Source organism: Aeromonas simiae, from assembly GCF_014892695.1.
Taxonomy (GTDB): domain Bacteria; phylum Pseudomonadota; class Gammaproteobacteria; order Enterobacterales; family Aeromonadaceae; genus Aeromonas; species Aeromonas simiae.
Genome location: NZ_CP040449.1, coordinates 1116919 through 1136723, shown reverse-complemented (window position 1 = coordinate 1136723; position 19805 = coordinate 1116919). Strand labels below are relative to the sequence as shown.

Sequence of the window (19805 nt, the reverse complement as noted above, 5' to 3'; positions counted from 1 at the left end):
CATATGCCCTACGGCACACTGCTTGCGGGGGGGCTCACCCCTGATCCGGCCCTCGGGCTCATAGAGGGATTTTTCGGCAAGGGATGGAGCTTTGCGGAGCGCCGCCGCTACGCCCAGTGGCTACCCCGCCATGGCTATGGCTTTTACCTTTACGCCCCCAAGGAAGATGGCTGCCTGCGCAAGCACTGGGCCGAACCATGGCCAGAGGCCACCTTGCAGGCGCTCAAGCTGCTGGCCGCCGAATGCCGGGCCAACGGGCTTGCCTTCGGGGTGGGCCTGAGCCCGATGGGCGCCCATCACGACTATGCCGGCAAGCGGGCCGCGCTCGAAGCCAAGATACGCCTTATCGACGCCGAACTCGCCCCCGATCTGCTGGCGGTGCTGTTTGATGACATGAAGGGGGACACCCCGGATCTGGCCGCCCGCCAGCTCACCATCGCCCACGACATCGCCGCGTGGAGCCAGGCGCCGCGACTGCTGTTCTGCCCCAGTTACTACTCGACCGACCCCATTCTCGAGAAGGTGTTCGGCCCCATGCCGGCCGGTTACCTGACCGAGCTAGGCCAGCAGCTCGACCCGCGTTTTGCCATCTTCTGGACCGGCCCCAAGGTGCTCTCCAAGCGCTACCCGAGCGATCATCTGGCCCAGGTCAGCGACTGGCTCCGGCGCAAGCCGTTTTTGTGGGACAACTACCCGGTCAACGATGGCAGCAAGTCGAGCCACTTCCTCCATCTGGATGCGTTTCGTGAACGTCCCGCCCGTCTGGCCCAAGAGCTAAGCGGTCACGCGGTCAACCCGATGAAGCAGGCAGCCCTGTCGACCATTCCACTGGCCTCGCTGCCGCTGAGCTATCGCCTCGGCGATCGCTATAACCCGGAGCAGGCCTTTCACGCCTCGGTACAGGCCGCCTGTGGCCCCCAACTTGGCCCGTGCATCGAAGAAGATCTGCCGCTGATGCAGGAGGTGGGGCTGGCCCAGCTCACCGCCCAGCAGCAGGATTATCTCTCCCGCCGCTACCGCCCCTTCCGCGGCCAGCCCTGCGCCGACGAGATCCTCGGCTGGCTGGCAGGGGATTACGCCTTCGATCCAGACTGCCTCACCGACTGAGCCATCCCCTCACGTGAGAGCGGGGCCTGCTGGCCCCGCTTTTTTTCTTCCTGTTCACCCCAGCGCCAGCCAGACACCGACCCCCATCATCAGCGAGCCGGCAATGCGGTTCATCAGCCGCACGTTGCCACTTTTGGCGAGGAAGTGGCGCAGGGTGCGTCCGCCGCTGGCGTAGAGCACCAGACAGCTGAACTCGATGATCAGAATGAGGCCGACCAGGGCGGCGATCTGCGGCCCCATCGGACGGCTGGTGCTGATGAAGGGGGGCAGCAGCGAGATCATGAAGGCCCACCCCTTAGGATTGGCAATGGCGGTGACAAACCCCTGCATGGCCAGGGTCAGCGCACCGCTTTGGGTTGCGCCCTCCCCCACCTCGCTGATGGCCATCTTGCCGCGCGAGCGCCACATCTGGATGCCGAGCCAGATGAGGTAGGCCCCCCCCACATACTTAAACAGGCTGAACAGGCCGGGATAGTTGAGCATCACGGCCGCCACCCCGACCACCGAGAGCACCGAAACCAGACCGACGCCGATCAGCTCCCCCCACATCATGTGCAAGGTGCGGCGCACACCGATGCTCATCCCCAGCGTCATGGAGAGGGTCATGCACATGCCGGGCGTGACCGAGACAAAGAAAAAGGTGGGAATAAACAGGGCCAGGATGGCGGGATCGATATAAGCGGACACGTAATACTCCTTTTAACGGGTCAGAGAGAGATAATGCCCTGCTAACCGAGTCGGCAGCAAGCCGGAAAGGGGGAGGAAAAGATGACTTTTTCCTGTCGTAGCGGGCTGTTTTAAACGGTTTTTTTCACACTCTCATCAAGCTCGGGTATGGGCTGGCGCGTCAATTTTGGATAAGGTATGGTCACCTCGTGTGCCAAAGAAGACCCCCATGAACGCCAAATTCGAGAAACCCGCCTTTATCCTGCTCGGCGCCATCGCGCTGGCTTCTGCCCTCTGGCTCGATTTCTACCTGCCGGAGAAACAGATCACCACCATCACAGGGGTCGAGGTCAAGCGCACCGACAAAGATGGCCCCATCAGCAAGAACAACCCGGCGGACGGCCCCACCACGGACGTCTACTACATCTACACCGAGAAGTCGGGCGAGAAGGTGCGGGTGTTCCGCAATGAGGATACCGGCTGGGGCTGGCCCTTCTACTTCAAGTTCAATGCCGCCGACGTGCAGGCCAAGGCCAAATCGATGGAGTTCGACAAGCGCCAGGCGCTCATCACCTCCTACGGCTGGCGCATCAACATGCTCTCCATGTTCCCCAACGTCACCAAAGTACAAGATGCCGCCGAAGATACCTCGACCTGGAGCTTCTTTCGCTGGTTTTGGTTCGGCGTCTGGGCGCTGGTGATGGGGCGTGCGGCCTTGTGGCTGTGGCGCGCGTTCGCCAAGGCGGAGTGAGCCATGAGCGAGCCCATCAGTAAGACCCGCACCAGCTTCTTTCGCCGCCTCTATGTGGCGCACCTCATCAGCCAGGGCACCGACAGTGTGCCCGCCCTGATGGAGGCGACCGGTATGCCGCGACGCACCGCCCAAGATACCCTAAACGCCTTGGCCGAACTCGATATCGAGTGTCTCTTCGAGCAGGCCGAAGGAGGGCGCAACAATCAGGGGCGCTACGTCATCCGTAGCTGGGGCCCCATCAATGCCCAGTGGGTGGCCGACGAGGCCGAGCGTCTGGCCAGGGAGCTGGGCTACCGCTGATCCCGGCACGCCTCGCAGCCACAATAGCGTTGCAGGGCGTCGGCCAGCATCTGGCGGGAGATGGGCTTGTGCAGCAGCCCCTGCATCCCTGCCGCAACGCAGCGCTCATCCAGCCCTGGGGTCATGTCGGCGGTGAGCGCCAGCATGCAGTCGGGGCGCCCCGGGCCGGCCACCAACTGACGAGCGGCCGAGATGCCATCCATACCGGACATGTGCACATCCATCAGCACCAACTGATAGTGGCGTGACTGGCATGCCAGCAGCGCCTCCTCCCCCGAGCAGGCCAGATCGGCCTTCCATCCCATCCGCTCGAGCATCAGCGCCGCCACGGTGCGATTCACGCCGTTATCATCCACCACCAGCACCCGCCGCTGCTGGCCATGGCGCAGGGCCACCACCCGAGCCACCTCCTGCAACAGCCGCCGCTTGTCGACCGGCTTGGCCAGATAACCGTCCATGCCAGCGGCGCGATAGCGCTCGTCCGCCTGCCCGAGGGCATCCGCCGTCACCGCTATGATGGGAACATCGGCCCACGGCGCGGCGGCCTGACGGATCCGGGTGGTCGCCGCCACCCCGTCCAGCACCGGCATCTGGGCATCCATCAGCACCAGATCGAACGGCTGCTGCTCCAGCAGCGCCAATGCCTCTTCTCCCTGCCTCGCCTCCTCAACCTGATGGCCGGCACTGCGCAGCATAGCCGCCATCACCTTGCGGTTGGTGGCATTGTCATCGACCACCAGCAGTTGCAGTGCCGCGTGCTCCACTTCCAGTTGCGGCTCACTCACCACCGGCTGCGCCACGGCCACCGGCCAGCTCAGGGTAAAGCAACTGCCCTGCCCCGGTTCGCTCTCGACCTGGATCTCGCCGCCCATCAGGTGGGCGAGACTGCGAGAGATCTCAAGCCCCAGCCCCGAGCCGCCATATTCACGGGTGATGGAGATATCAGCCTGGGCGAAGCGCTGGAACAGCATCCCTATCTGCTCGGCGCCGATGCCGATGCCAGTATCGCGCACCGCAATGACGATACGCGCCCGCGCCGCCTCCAGCGGCTCGCTCGACACCGTGAGCTGCACGCTCCCCTGCGGGGTGAACTTGATGGCATTGGAGAGCAGGTTGAGCAGGATCTGGCGCAGCCGCAGGCTGTCGGCCTGGATCCAAGCCGGCGTGTCCGACGCGATGACATAATCGAGCCGCAGCGCCTTTTTCTCGCCGCTCGGGCGCAGTAACTCGAACAGATCGTGCACCAGGCTGGGAAGGTGGCAGGGGGCCAGGTCGAGACGGATCTTCCCCTCCTCTAGCTTGGAGACGTCGAGGATGTCGTTGAGCAGCCCGAGCAGGTGCTCGGCCGACTCGCGGGCCGTCGCTAGGTAGCGGCGCTGGCGCTCACCGAGCGGTTCGTCATCGAGCAGTGAGAGCATGCCGAGCACCCCGTTCATGGGGGTGCGGATCTCATGGCTCATGTTGGCCAGGAAGCTGCTTTTCGCCCGATTGCCCGCCTCGGCGGCGTGGTTGGCCGCGATCAGGCTCTCGTTGAGCTGACGCAGCTCTTCATGTTGTTCACCGGTGCGGCGCTGCTGACGCCATGCCAGGATGGCAAACAGCATCACCAAGGCAAATTGCAGCGAGGCGATAAGGGTGGTGGTGATGATCTGGCGACGCACCGCCTCGCGCCGCGCCATGTCGAACTGAGCGGTGCGGCGATTGACCTCCAGCATCAGGGGCTGCAACCGGTCGAGCACGCTCGGCAGGGCGCTTTGCATGGTCTTGATCGCCTCGGCATCGAGTGGGGCCTGCGGCTGGGGGCCGAGCCAGACATCGGCCATCGCCACATAACCGCGCACCACATTGACCACCTCGCCAAACAGGGGCGCATCGCTGAGCAGACGGCGATCGCGCCCGGTAAAGGCGAGATCGACCCGGCTGGCGAAGATGTCATAGCGCAGTTGCAGCCGCTCGGAAGCCCCCGGATGCCACAGCAGCAGGCTGTTTTGAAAACGCAGCGCCTCGTTGTAGAGCTGGGAGTAGTTCCACATGATGCTGTCGTCGCCCTGATTGGCGTTGGCTTGCAGATCGATGAACTGGCGATACTGTACCGAGCCTATCCCAAGCAGGGCGCTCACCAACACCAGCACTATGATGACCAGAAAGCGCCGGCTGGGGCTCATGACCCAGGTCAGCATGGGTTATTCCACCCTGATCCGGTCGATCTGCCACGCTGACCAGCCGTAATAGAGCTTGGTCTGGAGCGCCGGGTTTTGATCGAACGGGAAGACGACAAAGAAGGGCCCCTTCTCGCGAACTGTCAGGCGATGGCCATCCTTGCTATGCGCCAAGATGGCGCCCTGAGTGATGAGGGCCTCAATGGGAATGGTGACCGAGTAGTCATTGAGGGCATGCACCACCAACTGCGTTCCCTGCGCCTTGACCAGCGCCAGCAGATCGCCAAGGCGAGGGCCGCGAAAGACGTGGGCGTCGTCATACCAAGGGGTGCGGGTACGGATTTCGTGTTGTGGCAACGCCATCAGCATGGGCAGATCCAGTTCGGCCAACGCGCCATGGTTGCGTGCGTGCAGCGCTCCTTCCATCGTCAGCACCACCTCACCGCGTGGCGCCGGTAATCCCCAAGCCAACGCGCTCCAGCAGCAGAGACAAAACCACACGATGCGCATCCTGTGACCTCCTTACAACGATCTGCGCCCTCTTGGCGTTGCATATTGCACACCTTGGCAGCCCGGTGCAAACCGAAACAACACTTTGTTTGCAACTGCCTAACAAAACAGCGTCTCACCATAGCGCCGCACCAACAACAGGGACAAGACACGCTCAGCGCCCCCGACCCACTCGAGTGTCGTTTCCCCATGTAGATACTCACCCCTTCTGCATCGAGCGGGCGACCGAGCAGACGCCAACACGGCGCTCATTTGCCGGTCTGCCGCTTTGCTGGCACACTCAAAACAGGTCTCTCTCGTCGCGAGCATCATGTCCACCGTCTCCTCTACCGACCCCGTCCTGCGCCTGCTGTTGGTGGACGAACAGCGTTCGTTCCACATCATGATGAAGGCCATGCTGCTCAATGTGGGGATCAACCGCATCTCTTACGCCTATTCCGCCGAAGAGGCGCGCCGCCTGTGTCAGAAAGAGAGCTTCGATATCTACCTCATCGACTACGATCTCGGCGCCGGTGAGAACGGTCGCCAACTGCTTGAGAGCCTGCGCGAGCGGCGCCTCATCCCGCCACGGGCCGTGGTGATGATCGTCAGTGGTGACGCCAGCCGGGCCATGGTGCTGAGCGCCATCGAGGCCGAGCCCGATGAATACCTGATGAAGCCCTTCTCCCAGGAGCAGTTCAAGCAACGGCTCAAGCGTGCCGTGACGCGCCGCCGGGCGCTGCAACCCCTGTTCGAGGCGCTCTCGCGCCAAGATGACACGGCCCTATTGGCCGCCTGCGAGCGCGCGGCGCAAGAGTACCCGCGCTACAGCAACTTCTGCCGCTGCCTGCAAGCCGACACCCTGATGCGGCGCGGCGAGCCCCAGGAGGCACGCCGCCTGCTGCGTCAACTGCTCGCCGCCCAGGACAACAGTTGGGCACGCCTTGCGCTCGGCAAGGCATGCCACCTGTTGGGACTGCACGAGGAGGCGGTGAGCCACCTGCACGCCTGTCTGCGCCTCACCCCCTTGATGGTCGATGCCTATCGCGCCCTGGCTGAGAGTTACCTATCCCAGGGCAAGACCGAGGAGGCGCAGGCCCAGCTCAAGCAGGCGGTCTCTCTCTCGCCCCAGTCGGTTCTGCTGTCACGCCAACTGGCCGAGGTGAGCCTACAACGCGGCGACTATGCCTGCGCCAAGGATGTGCTGCTAAACCTCATCGACATGACGCGCAACTCGATTCACCGCACTCCCCACTATCTGGGGGCCTATATCCAGACCCTGACGCTGTACGCCCTCAACAGCAACGACAGCTATCACATCGCTAACTTGCAAAAGCAGGTGAACAGCGCCCTCTCACGCCTGCGCGACGGCCTGATCAGCGCCGATTTCAACTACCCGGCCTTCGAGCAGTTGTGTCAGGCGCGAGTCCAGATCGCCTGTGGCGAGCTGCTCAAGGGCAAGAAGATGCTCTATCGCGCCAACCAGAACTGGCTCGACAAGCCCGAGAGCATGCCCCCCGCCCTGCTCGGAGAGACGGTTCTCGGCCTCTATCAGCTCGGTGAGTTCGAGTATGCCGAGAGCCTACAGGCGCTGCTGTCAGAGGATGAAGACCACCTGCTTACCACCTGCATCAGCGCCACCCGCACTGACAAGACGGTGCAAGAGCGGCGCCAGCGCTACCAGCAGCTCAACGAGCTCGGCATCAAGGCCTACCAGGCCGGCGAGCTGGAGCAGGCACTGGGCCACTTTCGCGAGGCGCTGCGCCGCACCCCGGCCAATACCGGCTCGGCCCTTAACAAGATCCAGGTGCTGCTGCAACTGCTGGCCAAGGAGCGCAAAAACAGCGAATACCTCGACGAGTGCCGCACCACCTTGAGCCTGCTCGAAGGGATCCCGCTCAACCCGGCCCAGCAGGAGCGCTTTCGCAAGCTGTGCCAGGAGTTCGCCCAATACCAGTAAGGGGGCCTATCCTCTAGGCGGTTTCCCCGCCCGAGGTCTTTCCCATGTCCCACTGCCACTATCTGGTGAGCGACGGCCGCCAGTGCCGCGAGCCAGCCGGCCCCGATGGCCTGTGTCACTGGCACGACCCCAAAAGCGACAAGCAGAGCGAAGAGACGGCGCAAGCCCTGGAGCCGTTTGTGCGCCGCATCGGGTCGTGCTCTTCTCCCTCATCATGATCGCCTGCAGCGCCGTCTTCTATTTCTTCTTCGGCCTGAGCTTTGCAGGCGAGCCCCTGATCTACCGGCCTGACGCTTCGCTGCACGACAACCTCATCTTCCTGCTCGAGTGTCTCTACTACAGCGTGGTCACCTTCACCACCCTGGGGTATGGGGATTTCACCCCGGTCGGGATCTCACGGCTGTTTGCGGCGCTGGAGGCCTTCACCGGCAGTTTCACCCTGCCCCTGTTTGTGGTGGTGTTCGTCAAGAAGATGACCCGCTGATGCCTTGCATCGGCGGCCGATTCCTAGTCCAATACCCGAAAACAACGACATGAGCATCCGGACAATGAAGATCGTCTCTTTCAATATCAATGGCCTGCGTGCCCGCCTTCACCAGTTGCAAGCCATCATCGACAAGCATCAGCCGGACATCATCGGCCTGCAGGAGATCAAGGTGCACGACGAGGCCTTCCCGCGCGAAGCGGTGGAGGCGATGGGCTACCATGTCGCCTTCCACGGCCAGAAGGCCCACTACGGGGTCGCCATCTTGAGCAAGCAAGCGCCGCTCTCGGTGGAAAAAGGCTTTCCCGGTGATGACGAAGAGGCCCAGCGCCGCATGATCATGGCCAGCTTCCAGCGCGCCGACGGCGCCATCATCAAGGTGATGAACGGCTACTTCCCGCAAGGGGAGAACCAGGCCCATGAGACCAAGTTCCCGGCCAAGACCAAGTTCTATGCCGATCTGCAAGCCTACCTTGAGACCCACCATAACCCGAGCGAGCAGCTGGTGATCATCGGCGACATGAACATCTCCCCCACCGATCGCGACATCGGCATCGGCGAGGCCAACCGCAAGCGCTGGCTGAAAGAGGGCAAGTGCTCCTTCCTGCCCATCGAGCGTGAATGGCTGGCCCGCCTGCTCGGCTGGGGACTGACCGACACCTTCCGCGCCGCCCACCCCGACGAGAGTGAGCGCTTCTCCTGGTTCGACTACCGCTCGCGCGGCTTTGATGACAACCGGGGCCTGCGCATCGATCTGATCCTCGCCTCCGACGCATTGAAAGACTCGGTGACCGAGGTGGGGATCGACTACGAGCTGCGCGGCATCGAAAAACCCTCCGATCACGCGCCGATCTGGGCCACCTTCTCCTGATCGCTCTGACATATCGGCTCATCTTGGCGCTCTCTTCGTGCCTTGTTGAGCCGATATGTCCATCTTCTCCCTGCATGACGCCCTATACTGGCCGCACATCGTCACCGGAAGGAGAAGGCCATGAAACCGACCCTGCTCACCCTCTCTCTGCTCGCCACCCTGCCCGTCTCGGCTTTAGAGCTCACCAGTCCCGATCTCAGCGAAGGCAGCCCCATGGCCGACACCTTCGTCTACAACGGTTTTGGCTGTCACGGCGACAACCGCTCCCCTGCCCTGAACTGGCGTGATTTACCGGCCGGCACTCAGCGCCTTGCCATCACCGCCTATGATCCGGACGCCCCCACCGGCAGTGGCTGGTGGCACTGGATCGTGGTCAATCTGCCCGTCAGCGAAAGCGGCCTGGCACGCGGCGCTTCGGGGCAGCTCAAGGCCGGTCTCGAGACCCGCACCGATTTTGGCCTTACAGGCTATGGCGGCCCCTGCCCGCCCAAGGGACACGGCATGCACCGCTACCGCTTCACCCTGTGGGCCCTGCCCGGCCCCCTCTCGGTGAAGGCCGACACGCCGGCTGCCATGATCGGTTTTCAGCTCAACCAGAGCGCCCTGGCCAGCGCCAGCCTGACCGCCACCTACACGAGCCGCTAACGATGACCCCACCCGCCCGGCTGACCCGCTACCAGGCCCGCTTGCCGCAAGGGCTGCGCAATGTTTTCCTGCCGGCCGCCACCCTGATCCGCATCGACAAGGGGGAAAAACGCCTCTGGTGGCAAGAGCAAGCACTGGTGCTGACGGGCGATCAGTGGCTGGCGGTGCCCGCCGGCAGCCGCCTCACCTTTCTCAATCAGCCGGGGGGTGACGGCTTTGCCTCACGGGCGTTGAGCCTGCACCTCCCCCCTCCGCAGGCGTGGTGCTCTGATGGCCCCGCGCCCGCGGCTCGCCCCTGCCTCACGACCACCCCGGCCCTCACCTGGTGTTTCGAGCGGGTCGCCGAGATGAGTGAGGTTTCCCTGTGCCGGGAGAGCGCCGAGGCGCAGGTCACCTCCCTCTATGCCGAGCTGCGCGCCATGGGGGCGCTCTCCCTGCTCTTTCCCGGTAGCGCCATGGCGCTCTCACAGCGACTGGCCGATCTGATAGCTCAGGAGCCCGGCGCCGAGCACACCCTGGCGACCCTGGCCCCCCATCTGGCCATGAGCCGGGCCACCCTGACCCGCCACCTGGCCGCCGAAGGGGTAGCCTTTGCCGAGCTGTTGGCCCGGGTGCGCATGAGCCATGCCCTGACGCTGCTACAACAACGGCTGCCTCCCCGCGAAGTGGCGCTCGCCTGTGGCTACCGCTCGGTGCGCCGCTTCGCCGATCGCTTTCGCGGCCACTTCGGGCTGACGCCGCAGGAGTACCTCCACACCTGCCCGCAATAACAAAGGGACCCGCAGGTCCCTTCTCGTGTCACCACCCGATGTTTGCGGCAGCCAGCCTCAGGCAAGCCGCCCCTCGCGTGCCAGCGCCTCGATCACGACCCGGGCCGCGGCCGAGCAGCGCGCCAGATCATCCACTCCGAGCCAGGCCAGCTCGGCAATCTCGGCAGCCGGTTGCAAGGTGCCACCATAATCGGCCTCATAACAGGTGAGGCGCACCACCACCCCATCAGCCTTGCCATCGGCCTGAGCCTCAAAGCAGCCTGCGGGCCGAAGGGTGCCATCCACCAGGCTCACGGTTAACTCCTCTTGCACCTCGCGGCGCAGCGCCGCCTCGTCACTCTCACCCGGCTCACGCTTGCCGCCGGGAAGGTAGTAGAGGTGCTTGCCGTGGGAGCGGGCACACAGCACTCGTCCCTTTTCAATACGCAACCAGGCCAGTTTGTCGATCAACACCTTGTTCTCCTTCTGTCAGGGGGTCGCCATCATACCGGCGACGACTTTAGGCAGCTCCGATTGAAAATCCATGCTACAAGGCAGGTTTTTTTGATCGCAACAGCCCCTGTTCAACTTTGCGCAATACCATAATTCATCCTGCCCTTCAGGGCAGGATGACAACGATAACAATCCGCAGGCCAGGGTGAGGACTGCCATTCAAAGGGGAGCGACATGATCCGTTCTACAACGAGAGAGTTCAACTATCTGACCAGGGGCACCCTCGCCGCCGTTCTTGGTGGTCTGCTTGGCGCCTGTGGCGGGGAGAAGGGCGATGCCGCCCAGAGCCTGCCGCCGATGCCCGTGGTGGTGGAAACCGCCCAGGCCGGCGACGTGCCGCTGACCACAGAAATGGTCGGCGAGACCGCCGGCTATCGCGAGATCGAGGTGCGTTCACGGGTGGGCGGCATCTTGCTCAAGCGTACCTATGTGGAGGGGCAACCGGTCAGCGCTGGGCAGGAGCTGTTTCTCATCGATCCCGAACCTTACAAGGTGGCGCTGGAGCAGGCCAAGGGGGTGCTGGCCCAAGAGATGGCCCGCCTCAACAAGGCCCGTGCCGACCGGGATCGCATCATCCCCCTGTTCAAGAAGCAGGTGGTGAGCCGCAAGGATTATGACGACGCCATCGCCAACTACGAAGCCGCCGTGGCCAGCCACCAGTCGGCTCAGGCCAAGGTGAAAGAGGCCGAGCTCAACTTGAGCTACACCGAGGTGACCGCCCCCATCGACGGCATGGCCAGCAAGAGTTCCCAATCCGAGGGGAGCCTCATCTCCACCAGCGGTGACAGCAGCCTGCTCACCACCATCACCCAGTACAACCCCCTCTACGTCAACTTCTCCTACTCGGAGCAAGACCGCCTCAACTTTGAAAAATCGGTCAAAAGCGGCCGACTGGAGGCGATGGATGCCACCAACTGGCGCACCCATATTCGCCTCGCCGACGGCTCCCTCTACCCGGAGGCGGGCAAGCTCAACTTCTCCGATAACCGGGTCGATCCCCAGACCGGCACCATCCGCGCCCGCGCCATCTTCGACAATAAAGACGGCAGCCTGCTGCCGGGCCAGTTCGTGCGCATGACCATCGATCTCGGGATGCGCAAAAACGCCATCGTGGTGCCCCAGCGCGCCGTCGTGCAATCCCAGGCCGATCGCATGGTGATGGTGGTGGATGCCGACAACAAGGTGGTGCCGCGCCCGGTCAAGCTCGGCGCCGTGATCGACAAGGGGGTGCTGATCGACAGCGGGCTGAAGCCGGGCGATCGCTACATCGTCGAGGGGTTGATGAAGGCCCGTCCCGGCGCCGTGGTCAAGCCAGTCAGCGCCGAGCAGATGCAGGCCATCAGTGAGCAAGTGGTCAAGGGCGCAGCCGGTCAATAAGGAGCCGCCATGTTTTCCAAGTTCTTCATCGAGCGCCCCATCTTCGCCAGCGTGATTTCGATCATCATCGTGCTGGGCGGTTTTGCGGCCATGCGCTCGCTCCCCATCGAGCAGTATCCCCAGATCACCCCACCCGTGGTGTCGGTGACCGCCTTCTATCCCGGCGCGACCCCTGAGGTGATCTCTCAGACCGTGGCGGCGCCGCTCGAGCAGCAGATTAACGGCGTGGAGCGGATGCTCTACATGCAGTCGGGATCGGCCTCCAACGGCCAGATGAACCTCAACGTCTACTTCGAGATAGGCACAGATCCGGATCAGGCCACCATCAACGTCAACAACCGGGTCTCGGCCGCCATGGCCCAGCTACCGGAAGAGGTGAAAATGCAGGGGGTGACGGTCAAGAAGAAATCGACCTCCATCTTGCAGGTGGTGACCCTGCAATCGCCCGGCGGATCGTTTGATACCACCTATCTGTCGAACTACGCCCTGCTCAACATCATCGACGAGCTCAAGCGCATCCCCGGCATCGGGGACACCAACCTGTTCGGCGGTACCGACTACGCCATGCGCGTCTGGCTGCGGCCAGATCGGCTGGCCCAACTGCAACTCACCCCAAGCGACGTGATTAGCGCCATCCGCGAGCAGAACACCCAGTTTGCGGCAGGCAAGATCGGCGCCCAGCCCACCTCGGCCCCGGTGGATTTTACCTATACGGTGCAGACCAAGGGGCGCCTTGAGGAGGTCAAAGAGTTCGAAAACATCATAGTGCGCGCCATGCACGACGGCGCCAAGATCCGGGTACGCGACGTGGCGCGGGTCGAGCTGGGTGGCAAGGACTATGACGTCATCGCCAGGGCCAACGGCAAGCCTGCCATCGGGATCGCCACCTACCTGCAACCGGGGGCCAACGCCGTGGCGGTGGCCGAGGCGGTGCACGCCACCATGGAGCGCCTCAAGGAGCGCTTTCCCCAAGACATCGAGTACCAGATCCCCTACGACACCACCGAGTTTGTGAAGATCTCCATCGAGGAGGTGGTGCACACCCTGTTCGAGGCGATCGTGCTGGTGTTCATCGTGGTCTACCTCTTCTTACAGAACTTGCGGGCCACCCTGATCCCCTGCATCGCGGTGCCGGTGTCACTCATCGGCACCTTCGCCGGCATGTTGATGCTGGGCTTCTCCATCAACCTGCTGACCCTGTTTGGCATGGTGCTCGCCATCGGTATCGTGGTCGATGACGCCATCGTGGTGCTGGAGAACGTCGAGCGGATCATGAGCGAGAAGAAGTGCTCACCCAAGGAGGCCGCCATTCTCGCCATGCAGGAGGTCTCCGGCCCCGTGGTGGCTATCGTGCTGGTGCTGTGCGCCGTGTTCCTGCCGGTCGCCTTCATGGGCGGCATGACAGGGGTGATGTACAAGCAGTTCGCCATCACGGTCGCCGTATCGGTGGCCATCTCGGGCTTGGTGGCCCTGACCCTGTCACCGGCCCTGTGCGCCGTGCTGCTAAAAGAGGGCCATCAGCAACCGGCCCGCTTCTTCGTCTGGTTCAACCATCTCTTCGATCGGCTCACCCGCCGCTACGTGCGCGGGGTGGCCTTCCTCAACCGCCGGGTCGCGGTGGCGTTTGCCATCATCGCCGTCATCGTCCTCTCCATCTACGGCCTGCTGCTGAAGGTGCCGGGGGAGCTGGTGCCGAACGAAGATCAGGGCTACCTCATCTCGGCGGTGATGCTGCCCGATGCAGCCGCCCTCACCCGCACCCAGGCGGTGGCGGATCAGTTCGACAAGATGGTGATGGCCAACCCCAACGTGCAGGACGTCATTACCTTCTCAGGCTTTGACATCCTCTCGAGCGCCGTCATCAGCAACAGCGGCCTCACCTTCATCACCCTCAAGGATTGGAAGCAGCGCCAGCAGCAGGGGGCCGACTCCTTCTCCCTGGCCAAGACCTTGCAAGGCTACAGCCTGATGGGGCTGGCCGATGGCTTTGTCGCCTCCTTCAACCCGCCCCCCATCCAGGGGATGTCGACCACCGGCGGCCTTGAGGGCTATCTGCAAAACCGTGGCAACGGCGATGCCCACGCCTTTGCCGGCGAAGTGCAGCGCCTGCTCGATGCCACCAAGCAGCGGCCCGAGCTGACCAGCGTCACCAGCACCTACCGCGCCAACGTGCCGCAGGTCTATCTCGATCTCGACCGCGAGAAGGCCAAGGCGCTGGGGCTGCCCATCAACGCGGTGTTCGACACCATGCAGGCCACCTTCGGCCAGGTCTATGTCAACGACTTCAACCAGTTCGGCCGTACCTACCGGGTGCAGTTACAATCCGAAGCCGACTACCGGGCGAAGAAGAGCGACATCAGCAACATCTACGTGCGCTCCAACAGCGGTGAGATGATCCCACTGAGCAGTCTAGTGACGGTGCGCGACGCCAGCGGCCCCGAGCTGGTCGAGCGTTTCAACATCTTCCCGGCGGCCAAGATCATGGCCCAGCCGGCACCGGGCTACAGCTCGGGTCAGGCGATTGCCGCCCTCGAGGCGGTCGCCGCCGAGACCCTCGGCAACGACGCCAAGCTGGAATGGACCGGGGCCGCCTATCAGGAGAAGGCCGCCGCCGGCAGTGCAGGCACCGCATTTGGCTTTGGCATCGTGATGATCTTCCTCATCCTGGCCGCCCAGTACGAACGCTGGACTCTGCCATTTGCGGTGATCACCGCCGTGCCGTTCGCCCTGTTTGGTGCCCTGCTTGCCACTTGGGCCGTGGGGCTTAGCAACAACGTCTACTTCCAGATAGGGCTGGTGACCCTGGTGGGGCTTGCGGCCAAGAACGCCATCCTCATCGTGGAGTTTGCGGTGATGAAGCACGAAGAGGGGATGAGCCTCATCGAGTCGGCTCTGGAGGCGGCGCGCCTGCGTTTTCGCCCCATCGTCATGACCTCGCTGGCGTTTATCCTCGGCTGTGTGCCGCTGGTCACCTCGAGCGGCGCGGGTGCGGCGAGCCGCCACGCCCTCGGCTGGCCGGTCATCGGCGGCATGCTGGCGGCGACCTTCATCGCCATCTTCTTCATTCCGCTCTTCTTTCGCCTCATCATGCGCGGCTCAGAGCAGCGGAAAAAAGCCCAGCAGCGCCACCAGGCGTGAGAGTAAAACGGCGACCCAAGAGTCGCCGTTTTTTTCCTTCTTGCTGCTTGGGCCCACCCAGAAACACGCATTCCCCATCAACAACAAGGGCGCCCGAAGGCGCCCCTGTTTCACTGCTTTTTCGGCTCCCCGACCACTGGCGGCTCGAGGGTGTGCTTGACCTCTTCATACCAGAGATCGTGGTGCTCCTTGGCCCAGGTCTCGTCCACCTCGCCGGTCACCATCCCCTCCAGCGCCCCTTCCAGCTGGAATAGGCCCATATAGATATGGAAGATGAAACCGCAGATGAGGATCAGGGCCCCGACGATGTGGATGAAGCTGGCCCACTCCATCTGGCGGCGCAGTTGGCCGAAGATGGGGAAGTCCAGAAACAGCCCGGTCGCCACGACGATGCCACCAAACCAGATCAGCAGCCAGAAGATGGCCTTCTCACCGCCGTTGGAGAAGCCCGCCGAGGGGTGGCTCCCCTTGTGCTTGCCCAACATGCCGCCCGCCTTCAGGAACCACTGCACATCCACCATGTTGACGATGTTGTGGCGGAACCACTTGATGAGCACGCCGAGCAGGCAGAGGAAGAACAGCGGCCCCACGTAGTTGTGGAACACCTTGGCAAACCAGATCCAGTGCTTCCACACCTCGATGCTCACCACCGGCTTGATGAAGTACTTGCCGTAGATGATGGCCAGCCCTGACCCCGCCAGGGTCAGGAACATGGTGGCCGTGGTCCAGTGCAGCGCCCTGTCTACCCGGCTCCAGCGCTTGAGCTTGCGCCCGGTGCGTGGTTTGGAGAGCTTGGTCTGCCCCACCAGCAGGTAGAAGAGCCCGCACATGCCCAGGGAGCCAAAGATGGCCATGGCCCCCAGCGGAGAGACCCACTTGGTCTTGACCTCGAACCACACCTGGCCCGGCACCGAGATCAGCACCTCATGCTCAGGCGAGCGGGAGGTGGTGGTGCCCGCCTGTCCATCTTTCACCGCTCGCCAGTAGTCGGCGCCGGCAAAGCCGACCGCCTCCTGCTTGGCATCGGCAAAGACAGGCGAACTCACCAGCAACAAGGCGGTCAGCAGCGCCTTCAGCCAGCTTTTCATTGCGCCTCTCCCTGCTTGCCAAGCCGCAGTTGCTTGCCCTTGCCCGCTTCGTGGAACAGCTCGTCTTCACCGGCCCAGCCGGCATGGGGCGCACCGCGCCAAGCCACCCGCTCACGGTAGATGTCGGAGATCATGGCCGCATCGCCGGCCAGCAGCGCCTTGGTGGAGCACAGCTCGGCACACATGGGCAGCTTGCCTTCGGCAATGCGGTTGGCGCCGTACTTTTTGCGCTCCGCCTCGCTGTGATCTTCCTCCGGGCCACCGGCGCAGAAGGTGCACTTGTCCATCTTGCCGCGCTCGCCGAACGCCCCGTGCTTGGGAAACTGGGGGGCGCCAAACGGGCAGGCAAACAGGCAGTAGCCACAACCGATGCAGAGATCCTTGTTGTGCAGCACGATGCCGTCGTCGGTCTGGTAGAAGCAGTCGGCCGGACAGACCGCCATGCAGGGGGCATCGGTGCAATGCATGCATGCCACCGAGATGGAGGTCTCGCCGGGCTTGCCGTCGTTGAGGGTCACCACCCGGCGGCGCTGGATGCCCCACTCGAGGGCATCGTCGTTTTCGTTCTTGCAGGCAGTCACGCAGCCGTTGCACTCGATGCAGCGCTTGGTGTCACACAGAAATTTCATCTTGGCCATGGTTTCAGGCTCCTACTTTGCGAAAACGGCACAGGGTGACCTTGGTCTCCTGCATCTGGGTCACCGGGTCATAGCCGTAGGTGGTCACGATGTTGACCGACTCGCCCAGCACATAAGGGTCAGCCCCTTCCGGATACTTGGAGCGCAGATCCTGCCCCGAGAAGTGACCACCGAAGTGGAACGGCATGAAGGCAAGCCCCGGTTTGACCCGCGGGGTGACCAGCGCTTTCACCTTGACCCGTCCCCCTTCCGGCCCCTCGACCCAGACGTCCTGCCCATCCTTGACCCCGACGTCGTTGGCATCGGCCGGGTTCATCTCGACAAACATCTCCTGCTGCAACTCGGCCAGCCAGGGGTTGGAGCGGGTCTCGTCGCCGCCCCCCTCGTACTCGACCAGACGACCGGAGGTGAGGACGATGGGGAACTCCTTGCTGACATCCTTTGCCTGCACCGAGGCGTACTGGGTCGGCAGGCGCCACAGGCTCTTGGCATCGGGCCAGGTGGCGTAATCCGCCAGCAAGTCGCGGCGCGGGGTATAAAGCGGCTCGCGGTGCTTGGGCACCTGATCCGGGAAGGTCCACACCACGCAGCGCGCCTTGGCGTTACCATAGGGCACGAAGCCGTGCTTGATGGCCACCCGCTGAATACCGCCGGAGAGGTCGGTCTTCCAGTTGCGCCCCTCGGCCTCCTGCTTCTCGGCCTCGGTCAGCTCATCCCACCAGCCCAACTGTTTGAGCAGATCGGCGGTGATCTCGGGATAGCCGTCCTGCACCTCACTGCCCTTGGGCCAGGAGTCTTCGGCCAGCAGGGAGACCCCTTGATACTCGATACCGAAACGGGCGCGGAATCCGCCGCCCCCCTCCGCCACCGACAGCGTGGTGTCATAGAGGATGTGGCTGCCCGGGTGCTTCATCTCGGGGGTGCCCCAGCAGGGCCATGGCAGACCGTATACCTCGCCGCTGACCGCGCCCCCTTCGGCCTTGAGGCTGGTCTTGTTGAAGGTGTGCCAGTTCTGCTGGTGCGCCTTGAGGCGCTCCGGGCTCTGGCCGGTGTAACCTACGCTCCACATGCCGCGGTTGTATTCGCGCACCACGTCCTCGAGCAGCGGCTGGTTGTTCTCCACCTTGATGTGCTTGAACAGCTGGTCGGCAAAGCCGAGCTTCTTGCTCAGCAGATACATGATCTCGTGGTCGACCTTGGACTCGAACAGGGGCTCGACCACCTTGTCGCGCCACTGCATGGAGCGGTTGGTGGCCGTCACCGAGCCATAGGTTTCGAACTGGGTGGTGGCCGGCAGCAAGTAGACGCCGTCGGTGCGATCGTTCATCACCGCCGCGACGGTCGGATACGGATCGACAATCACCATCATGTCGAGCTTTTGCATCGCCTTCTTCATCTCGGGGCCGCGGGTCTGGGAGTTGACCGCATGGCCCCAGTAGAACATGGCGCGGATGTTGGAGCCCTGCTCGATGAGATCGGCGTTCTCCAGCACCCCGTCGACCCAGCGCGACACCGGAATGCCGTTGTTGTTCATCGGCAGCTTGCCGTTGTAGGCCTTGTTGTCAAAGCGCGCCTTGAGCCACTCGTAGTCGACGTCCCATACCCGGGCCCAGTGCTTCCAAGAGCCCTCTTCCAGGCCGTAGTAGCCGGGCAGCGAGTCGGAGGTGACGCCAAAGTCAGTGGCCCCCTGCACGTTGTCGTGGCCGCGGAAGATGTTGGTGCCGCCGCCGCTCTTGCCCACGTTGCCAAGCGCCAGCTCGAGGATGCAGTAGGCACGGGTGTTGTTGTTGCCGGTAGTGTGCTGGGTTCCCCCCATGCACCAGACCACACAGCCGGGGCGGTTGTCGGCGAGCAACTTGGCAGCGCCGTAGACCTCCTGCTCACTCAGACCGGTCACCCGCTCCACTTCGGCCGGGGTCCAGCGCGCCACCTCTTTTTGCACCTCGTCCATGCCAAAGACGCGGGTGCGGATGAACTCTTTATCTTCCCAGCCGTTTTGGAAGATGTGCCACAGCAGACCCCAGATGAAGGCCACGTCGGTGCCCGGACGCAGGGAGAGGTACATGTCCGCCTTGGCGGCGGTGCGGGTACGGCGCGGGTCAACCACCAAAATCTTGCAGCGGTTGCGCTCTTTGGCCAGCAGGATGTGCTGCATGGCGACCGGGTGGGCCTCGGCCGGGTTGGAGCCGATGAACATGATCGACTTGCTGTTGTGCATGTCGTTGAGGCTGTTGGTCATGGCGCCATAGCCCCAGGTGTTGGCAACACCGGCCACCGTGGTGGAGTGGCAGATCCGCGCCTGGTGATCCACGTTGTTGGTGCCCCACAAGGAGGCCATCTTACGAAACAGGTAGGCCTGCTCGTTGGAGTGCTTGGCCGAGCCGAGCCAGTAGACGCTGTCAGGGCCAGACTCCTTGCGAAGACGCAGCACCTCATTGCCCACCTCTTCGATGGCCTGCTCCCAGCTCAGGCGTTGCCACTTGCCCCCCACCAGCTTCATCGGGTACTTGAGACGGCGCTCACCGTGGCCGTGCTCACGCAGTGCCGCCCCCTTGGCGCAGTGACCGCCGAGGTTGAAGGGGTGATCGAAGGCTGGCTCTTGGCCGGTCCACACCCCGTTTTGCACCTCGGCATAGACGCCGCAGCCCACCGAGCAGTGGGAGCAGATGGTGCGCTTCACCTCGACCGGCGCGTCGAAGGGCACCGTCTTGGCCTCGGCGCGGCGCATCATGCCTGGCGCCATCCAGCCGGCGGCGAGCGCACTGCCCGCCACCAGTCCTGAGTTGATCATGAAGGAGCGGCGGGTCAGCCCTTGGGCCTGCTCACCCTGAGCCGTGTCATTACGTTTGGTCAGTTTCATCGGGCGC

General features: G+C 63.4%; 17 protein-coding genes and 1 pseudogene. 11 read left to right on the top strand and 7 right to left on the bottom strand.

Translation table 11 applies throughout. From position 1 onward, the window contains the following. Positions 1-3: 3 nt before the first annotated feature. Entirely contained in the window at positions 4-1107 is a 1104-nt protein-coding gene (locus tag FE240_RS05340; protein ID WP_193003674.1) for a beta-N-acetylglucosaminidase domain-containing protein, read from the top strand. A gap of 54 nt (positions 1108-1161) precedes the next feature. Here the strand turns inward: FE240_RS05340 and FE240_RS05335 are convergent, their stop codons facing one another. Then, the gene (locus tag FE240_RS05335) at positions 1162-1794 is read right to left on the bottom strand and encodes a LysE family translocator (RefSeq protein WP_193003673.1); all 633 of its coding nucleotides are present in this window, start codon (positions 1792-1794) and stop codon (positions 1162-1164) included. Between the two features lie 208 nt (positions 1795-2002). Here FE240_RS05335 and FE240_RS05330 point away from each other — a divergent pair, with 208 nt between their 5' ends. Together FE240_RS05330 and FE240_RS05325 are read left to right on the top strand one after the other, a co-directional pair. After that, the gene (locus tag FE240_RS05330) at positions 2003-2524 is read left to right on the top strand and encodes a DUF1523 family protein (RefSeq protein WP_042048828.1); all 522 of its coding nucleotides are present in this window, start codon (positions 2003-2005) and stop codon (positions 2522-2524) included. A 3-nt stretch (positions 2525-2527) separates the two neighbouring features. Continuing rightward, positions 2528-2827, top strand: coding sequence for a winged helix-turn-helix domain-containing protein (locus FE240_RS05325; protein ID WP_193003672.1), 300 nt, complete (start codon positions 2528-2530; stop codon positions 2825-2827). Here FE240_RS05325 and FE240_RS05320 read toward each other — a convergent pair. Next, complete coding sequence (locus tag FE240_RS05320; RefSeq protein ID WP_193003671.1) at positions 2818-5007, bottom strand: response regulator; 2190 nt, start codon at positions 5005-5007, stop codon at positions 2818-2820. The two genes, FE240_RS05325 and FE240_RS05320, sit on opposite strands and share 10 nt — an antisense overlap. Before the next feature lie 3 nt (positions 5008-5010). Continuing rightward, positions 5011-5496: a molybdopterin-binding protein gene (locus tag FE240_RS05315; RefSeq protein WP_193003670.1), complete on the bottom strand. Its 486-nt coding sequence runs from the start codon at positions 5494-5496 to the stop codon at positions 5011-5013. Between the two features lie 310 nt (positions 5497-5806). Between FE240_RS05315 and FE240_RS05310 the strand changes: the two genes are divergently transcribed. From FE240_RS05310 to FE240_RS05285, 6 genes and pseudogenes are all read left to right on the top strand, one after another. Then, the gene (locus tag FE240_RS05310) at positions 5807-7435 is read left to right on the top strand and encodes a response regulator (RefSeq protein WP_193003669.1); all 1629 of its coding nucleotides are present in this window, start codon (positions 5807-5809) and stop codon (positions 7433-7435) included. A 44-nt stretch (positions 7436-7479) separates the two neighbouring features. After that, positions 7480-7653, top strand: a complete 174-nt coding sequence (locus FE240_RS05305) for a hypothetical protein (RefSeq protein ID WP_193004607.1) — start codon at positions 7480-7482, stop codon at positions 7651-7653. Beyond that, positions 7617-7919 (top strand): annotated as a pseudogene (locus tag FE240_RS05300) (ion channel); the annotation flags it as partial. The gene FE240_RS05305 and the pseudogene FE240_RS05300, both read left to right, overlap by 37 nt. Before the next feature lie 64 nt (positions 7920-7983). Then, the gene (gene xthA / locus FE240_RS05295) at positions 7984-8790 is read left to right on the top strand and encodes an exodeoxyribonuclease III (protein WP_193003668.1); all 807 of its coding nucleotides are present in this window, start codon (positions 7984-7986) and stop codon (positions 8788-8790) included. Positions 8791-8910: 120 nt separating this feature from the next. Then, on the top strand, positions 8911-9435 hold the full coding sequence (locus FE240_RS05290; RefSeq protein ID WP_193003667.1) for a YbhB/YbcL family Raf kinase inhibitor-like protein: 525 nt from the start codon (positions 8911-8913) through the stop codon (positions 9433-9435). A 2-nt stretch (positions 9436-9437) separates the two neighbouring features. After that, positions 9438-10205 (top strand): helix-turn-helix transcriptional regulator, encoded by a 768-nt coding sequence (locus tag FE240_RS05285; protein ID WP_193003666.1) that lies wholly within the window; start codon positions 9438-9440, stop codon positions 10203-10205. Positions 10206-10262: 57 nt separating this feature from the next. On the opposite strand, the gene FE240_RS05280 is transcribed toward FE240_RS05285, so the two are convergent. Beyond that, entirely contained in the window at positions 10263-10655 is a 393-nt protein-coding gene (locus tag FE240_RS05280; protein WP_193004458.1) for an NUDIX hydrolase, read from the bottom strand. A gap of 216 nt (positions 10656-10871) precedes the next feature. On the opposite strand from FE240_RS05280, the gene FE240_RS05275 reads away from it, so the two are divergent. Next, entirely contained in the window at positions 10872-12074 is a 1203-nt protein-coding gene (locus tag FE240_RS05275; RefSeq protein ID WP_193003665.1) for an efflux RND transporter periplasmic adaptor subunit, read from the top strand. 9 nt (positions 12075-12083) lie between these two features. Next, positions 12084-15212: an efflux RND transporter permease subunit gene (locus FE240_RS05270; RefSeq protein WP_193003664.1), complete on the top strand. Its 3129-nt coding sequence runs from the start codon at positions 12084-12086 to the stop codon at positions 15210-15212. Between the two features lie 110 nt (positions 15213-15322). On the opposite strand, the gene FE240_RS05265 is transcribed toward FE240_RS05270, so the two are convergent. From FE240_RS05265 to FE240_RS05255, 3 genes are read right to left on the bottom strand one after another with little or no spacing between them, the layout of a single operon-like run. Continuing rightward, positions 15323-16300 carry a formate dehydrogenase subunit gamma gene (locus FE240_RS05265; RefSeq protein WP_193003663.1) on the bottom strand — a complete coding sequence of 326 codons (978 nt, stop codon included), beginning with the start codon at positions 16298-16300 and terminating at the stop codon, positions 15323-15325. Continuing rightward, the gene (gene fdh3B / locus FE240_RS05260) at positions 16297-16938 is read right to left on the bottom strand and encodes a formate dehydrogenase FDH3 subunit beta (RefSeq protein ID WP_042048815.1); all 642 of its coding nucleotides are present in this window, start codon (positions 16936-16938) and stop codon (positions 16297-16299) included. The genes FE240_RS05265 and fdh3B overlap by 4 nt, the downstream gene beginning before the upstream one ends. Positions 16939-16942: 4 nt before the next feature. Further along, positions 16943-19798: a formate dehydrogenase subunit alpha gene (locus tag FE240_RS05255; RefSeq protein ID WP_193003662.1), complete on the bottom strand. Its 2856-nt coding sequence runs from the start codon at positions 19796-19798 to the stop codon at positions 16943-16945. Between the last annotated feature and the right edge of the window lie 7 nt (positions 19799-19805).